Origin of the sequence: Dolichospermum sp. LEGE 00246, from assembly GCF_015207865.1 — a bacterium.
GTDB lineage: Bacteria > Cyanobacteriota > Cyanobacteriia > Cyanobacteriales > Nostocaceae > Dolichospermum > Dolichospermum heterosporum.
Window position 1 is genome coordinate 1 of sequence record NZ_JADEWA010000379.1, and the last position, 5,384, is coordinate 5,384.

A 5,384-nucleotide genomic window follows, 5' to 3' on the forward strand; every position below is an offset into this window, starting at 1 on the left:
TCCCCCTACTCCCCCTACTCCCCTACTCCCCCTACTCCCCCACTCCCCCACTCCCCCACTCCCTATTCTTCAAATAACCATTTTTTAACTTTGGCTAAATTTTTCCAATCAGGTTTTCTGGTTAAACCATCTTCAATGCTATTTTTGACTTCTTCTTGCCATTCTTCATTGACAAATATCAATTGTTGTGCTACGTCAATGTGTTCCCGCAAACCTTTTTGACCTGTTTCTAGCATAGCTAAGGCTAGATTAATTCTGCCTTGTGGGTCTTGGGGATTGAGTTTGACGGCTTTATTAGCAGCGTTAAAAGCTAATTTACCTTTGTTATCGAGAAGATATAACCAAGCTAAACAAATCCAGGCTGAACTGGCTTTAGGAGAGCGATCGCATACCTCTTTAAATACAGGAATCAAGGATTCTACAGATTCTCCAGCTTTATAACGTTCTAAACCTGTATCAAATAGGGAATCAATTGTATTAGTCATTTGTCAGTTGTCAGTGGTCAGTTGTTCGTTGTCAATTGTCAGTTGTCAGTTGTCAGTTGTCAGTTGTTATGGAAAAATAGTTTCTTCCTGACTCCTGACTCCTGCCTCCTGACTCCTCACGGTATTATACTCCGAAAGACTTACCGCAACCACAGGTTTGGGCGGCATTGGGGTTAGTGAATTGGAAACCACCACCAATCATGGCATCACTATAATCGAGCATTAAGCCGTAAAGGTAAAGTAGACTTTTGCGATCGCTAATAATTTTGAAGCCATCATAATCGAAAACCTCATCATCAGGGGTAATCTTGCTGACATCCTCAAAATCCATCATGTAAGACATTCCCGAACAACCACCTTGTCTGACTCCCACCCGCAAGCATAAATCTTGCCCTTGCTTATCTTGAAGAGACTTAACCTGACGCAATGCCGATTCAGATAACAGAATTCCCCGTTGTTGAGTTTGAGTTGCTTGGGTCATAAATTTTTAACTCCTGAACTAGTTTTATCAATATTCCAGTAGGCATTCTTGTACCGCTGGATTGCTGTGAATGTTTTTGTATTCATTTTAGCGACATTACGACGGCAAAAAAGCATAAGAAGATGGGAAGATGGAAAGATAGGAAAAAATTTTCAAATAATCCCCTCTCTATCCAGTGTTGCTCCTTTGTCAGCAACCTCAGATTTTTATCCTAGAATTGAGGGGTTAGGTATGTTGAAAGATTAACCATTCCCGAAATTCCCATTCTCAATCGCTTTGTTTTGATTCACTTACTCTATGACAAGTTTTAATCGCTCTACCAGTCGCCGGTTGCAGAAATTAACCCAGATTCCTTCTGTATGGGAGGGCGATCGCCGTCCATTGTCATCACCACACACCCCATTTACAGATCCAGATACCAAAGGAGACTGCATTCTTTGGGTAGATGCCTCAGAAGGCATTGTTAGAGGCATGGACATGATAGATCCCGCCCTGGGTCCAGAAGCCATTGTGCGTACCCTCATGCGGGCAATAGAACATCCCCAAAGCCCAGCCAAACCCGGTAGACCACAAAGAATAGTTGTGCGCGATCGGGAAATTCAATTTTACCTGCGCGGAGTCTTACAGGATTTAGACATTGCCATTGACTACGTACCGGAATTACCCATAATTGACGAACTATTTCGCTCCTTTGCCGAAGTCATTGATAGCCAAACTCCCGACTTACCACCCAAATACGCCAAACTCCTCCATGATAAAGCCTTAGAAGTCTGGCAAACTGCCCCTTGGAGATTTCTAGAAGAACAGCAAATTTTATCCATAGAAATCAATCAATGGGATGTAGAAAAACTTTATGCCTCCGTCATGGGAATGTTGGGCATTGAATATGGTATTTTGTTTTATCGTTCGGAAGATTCTCTTAAACGGTTTCGGGCTGCTGTTTTAGCTGACGAAGATGAACTAAATCAAGATTTAGAAGAAGCCTTCCTCAAACAAGATTGTCTATTTCTCACATTTGACTCCCTGCATGACAACGAGGATGATGATCCGGGTAATTTGGCACAAATGCCCCTGTCCGAAATTCAACCCACCTTCGGCAATATTCACCCCCTAGAAGGGTTACGTTCCGTTTTGTATGAAGAAGAAGCACTACTCAGTTTTGTTGCCGTAGAAAGTTTATTGCGGTTTCTCCGTGACCATCATCGGCAATTATACGACGAAGATTTTCTTGCCCTGAGCCAACGTTATCGAATTTCCCTACCAGAAGCCAACAACAATCGCAAATCCTTAACTGTCACTGTTTCTACCATGCCAGAGTTGACAGCAGAACTAGAGGAAATGGCTGGTTTTGATTTAGATGACGAAGATGAAGACGACGAAGATGATTCCATATTTGAAGCCTTAAGAGACGACTTAATCCCAGAAGATGCTTTCATGAGTTTGGGTGTCTTACCCTGGGAGACGTTAGATTACCTGCGTCAAGCACCTAATCACCAAGCAGCAGGGGAATTTGAACAAGTCGGTGATGGTTTACCTGTGATTGTCATTCAAACCTCCCGTCCCAAGGCTAAAGGGATTATTGAAAATATTCAAGCCGCTGGAGGATTAAACGCAATCTGCTTTCACACTGTCACGGATCCAGTAGATGATGATCTATACGATTTAGGGTTATTGCAAACCCATAACAGTGAATTATTTTTGTTTGGGCAATTTTTAGATGACGACCCAGTGCATATAGAAGCCAAGCGAAAATGGTATCAGCGGTGTCAAAATACTCAAGGACATTGTGGGTTAATTATTGCCAAAGGATTGACTGGATCTTCTCGTGGTAATCCCCAGTTAAGAGATATGATGGCTTTATTAGAAGCTCATGTACTTTCCTCGGAAGAATTAAGCTTGGAAACGGTTGACTAAATAAATAGATATACCTAGAATTTATAAATTAAATTACAGGATATCTATAACAATCCAATTTTGTTTTTGTAAGATTCTCCTGATCTATTTTCTTCCCTGTTCCCTATTTACATTTTTAATTTAGACTAACTTTCATAGTCTCTCTCATTCTTGTTTTAAGTGACCAGACTCTCTAGATCAAGTTAATAACCTAGCAAAGTGCATGATAATGACACTCAAGCTACCAGAAATTTCCAGTATTGAGTTTAAATCACAAAAATATAGTCAAACATAGTCAAATATAATCATTTGTGTGATGATTGGAGAATGAAACTATCTGACTATGCAAAATCAAAAGGAATAAGCTATCAGACTGCTTGGAGAATGTGGAAACGTGGTGAACTTAAAGCTACGCAACTACCTACAGGTACAGTCATTGTTGATGTACAAAAAATAACTGAAGGAGTCGTTATTTACGCGAGAGTTTCAATCTCTGAAAATAAAGCGAATTTAGATAGTCAAGCCCAAAGACTTGTGCATTACTGCGAAGCTAAGGGCTACCAAATAAAAAAAGTAATTAAAGAAATAGGAAGCGGGGTGAATGATAATCGTAAAAAGTTAGTTGCATTACTCAATGAAGATGATTACAAAATCATTGTTGTGGAACATAAAGACCGATTAACCAGAATTGGTTTTAATTATTTGAAGGTTCTGCTTAACAAACAAGGCAAAGATATTGAAGTAGTAAATCTGGCGGAAGAAGAAACAGAAGATATGATGCAAGATTTTATTTCAATAATAACTAGCTTTTGTGCTAGAATCTATGGATTAAGAAGAAAAAAAGAGAAAAACAGAGTGTATTGTTAAGTGCCTGGAGTCAGAATGCGATTAGTTGAGCGACATATAATTAAACAGAATCACATCAGGTTTAGAGAAATTGATCAAATGTCTTTTTTCTCAAAAAATCTATTTAACTGTGCTGTGTATTTATGTCGTCAGGCTTTCTTTAGTGGTCAACCAATACCAACATTCAATCAAATATATCATTCACTCAAGAAGAGTGATGATTATCAAGCCTTACCTAGTAAAGTCGCTCAAATGGTATTTAAACAAGTTGATAAATGCTTTAAATCGTACCAGGAGGCAAAGAAGGAATATCAGTTAAGTCCAGATAAGTTTTTAGGTGAACCAAAACTACCTAAATATAAACATAAACTTCAGGGGAGAAATGTTTTAACTTTTAATAATCAGGCTGTTTCCACAAAAGCCTTAAAACAAGGTTTAATCTCACCTTCGGGATTACCCATAAGTATTAAAACTAAGCTAACACAAATTGAAGAAGTGAGGATAATTCCTAAAAATAATGTTTATATTCTTGAGGCAGTTTATGAAAGAGAAGAAACCACCATAGAAGTTAATAATAGAATCGCCGCGATTGATATAGGACTAAACAACTTAGCTACTGTCAGTAGTAATTGTTTAGATTTTCAACCTTTTATTGTTTGCGGCAAAGCAATTAAATCTTGTAACCAGTTCTACAACAAAGTTAAAGCTAGTCTTCAATCTCAGTTACCTAACGGTTCGACTGCGCTCACCGTGAAAAATCAAAAATCTTCTCGAAAAATAGAAGCATTAACACTCAAGCGTAATAATAAAGTGGATTACTACCTCCACACAGCTAGTAGATTTATTATTAATCAGCTAGTTAGTCAAAATATAACCCATTTAATTATAGGTAAAAATGAGAATTGGAAACAGAATATTAACTTAGGGAGTAAAACTAACCAAAACTTTACCAATATTCCTCATGCGCGATTCATCCAACAGTTAGAATACAAAGCTAAACTTGTAGGAATTAAGGTACAAATTGTAGAAGAAAGCTATACCTCAAAATGTAGTTTTCTGGATTTTGAACCAATCAAAAAGCATGAGCAATATTTAGGAAAAAGAGTTAAAAGAGGTTTATTTAGGTCTAAGTCGGGTCAGCCTTATTCAGCAGATTTAAACGGTTCTCTGAATATATTAAGAAAAGTAGTTGGGGAGTCTATCTTTGATAGAAACTCAGTAGAGAGGCTTGTAGTTAGCCCTGTAAGGTGTAAGCCTTACCAAGCTAGAAATATTTGACTATATTTTTAGTAACTATTCAAGCAAGGTTATCGCCAAATTTATTTGGGTAAGTAGTTGACAAACTGAAAATTTCAAATATAATTAGTGTTTTTGTTACATTTCTAATTCAGACTAACTATCATAGTATTATTTTTGTTTTGAGTGACCAGACTCTCCATATCAAGTTAATAAACTAGCAAAGTGCATGATAATGACAAACAAGAAATGGGCGGTTAAACGCATAACAGTGAATCTAGCTACACAAGAAGCGGAAAAACTAGAAAAATATTGTCAACAAACAGGTAGACCAGCAACAGATGTGATTCGAGAACTGATTAGAAGTCTCCCTCAAGGGGAAGAGATGACAGGAGTGTGATAGACGACAGGGGGGCAGGGAGTAGGGGTGTCTCTTATACACA

5 protein-coding genes and 1 pseudogene are annotated in these 5,384 nt (G+C 38.1%); 4 read left to right on the plus strand and 2 right to left on the minus strand.

Going from position 1 to position 5,384, the window contains the following annotated elements; all coding sequences use genetic code 11:
- Positions 1-62: 62 nt before the first annotated feature.
- Together IQ228_RS20200 and IQ228_RS20205 are read right to left on the minus strand one after the other, a co-directional pair.
- Positions 63-485: a M48 family metallopeptidase gene (locus IQ228_RS20200; RefSeq protein ID WP_027403630.1), complete on the minus strand. Its 423-nt coding sequence runs from the start codon at positions 483-485 to the stop codon at positions 63-65.
- 124 nt (positions 486-609) lie between these two features.
- Complete coding sequence (locus IQ228_RS20205; RefSeq protein ID WP_027403631.1) at positions 610-966, minus strand: iron-sulfur cluster assembly accessory protein; 357 nt, start codon at positions 964-966, stop codon at positions 610-612.
- A 297-nt stretch (positions 967-1,263) separates the two neighbouring features.
- Here IQ228_RS20205 and IQ228_RS20210 point away from each other — a divergent pair, with 297 nt between their 5' ends.
- The 4 genes and pseudogenes from IQ228_RS20210 to IQ228_RS20225 all read left to right on the plus strand — a co-directional run bounded on the left by IQ228_RS20210 (position 1,264) and on the right by IQ228_RS20225 (position 5,341).
- Positions 1,264-2,880 carry a hypothetical protein gene (locus tag IQ228_RS20210; RefSeq protein ID WP_193964154.1) on the plus strand — a complete coding sequence of 539 codons (1,617 nt, stop codon included), beginning with the start codon at positions 1,264-1,266 and terminating at the stop codon, positions 2,878-2,880.
- 306 nt (positions 2,881-3,186) lie between these two features.
- Positions 3,187-3,751, plus strand: a pseudogene (locus tag IQ228_RS20215) (IS607 family transposase).
- Positions 3,742-4,983, plus strand: coding sequence for an RNA-guided endonuclease TnpB family protein (locus IQ228_RS20220; protein ID WP_193964156.1), 1,242 nt, complete (start codon positions 3,742-3,744; stop codon positions 4,981-4,983). The pseudogene IQ228_RS20215 and the gene IQ228_RS20220 overlap by 10 nt, the downstream one beginning before the upstream one ends.
- Before the next feature lie 187 nt (positions 4,984-5,170).
- Entirely contained in the window at positions 5,171-5,341 is a 171-nt protein-coding gene (locus tag IQ228_RS20225) for a CopG family transcriptional regulator (protein ID WP_193964158.1), read from the plus strand.
- Positions 5,342-5,384 lie beyond the last annotated feature (43 nt).

Coding starts and splice junctions, on each gene's coding strand:
- IQ228_RS20200 (WP_027403630.1), bottom strand. CDS start 485: ATGACTAATACAATTGATTCCCTATTTGATACAGGTTTAGAACGTTAT.
- IQ228_RS20205 (WP_027403631.1), bottom strand. CDS start 966: ATGACCCAAGCAACTCAAACTCAACAACGGGGAATTCTGTTATCTGAA.
- IQ228_RS20210 (WP_193964154.1), top strand. CDS start 1,264: ATGACAAGTTTTAATCGCTCTACCAGTCGCCGGTTGCAGAAATTAACC.
- IQ228_RS20220 (WP_193964156.1), top strand. CDS start 3,742: ATGCGATTAGTTGAGCGACATATAATTAAACAGAATCACATCAGGTTT.
- IQ228_RS20225 (WP_193964158.1), top strand. CDS start 5,171: ATGATAATGACAAACAAGAAATGGGCGGTTAAACGCATAACAGTGAAT.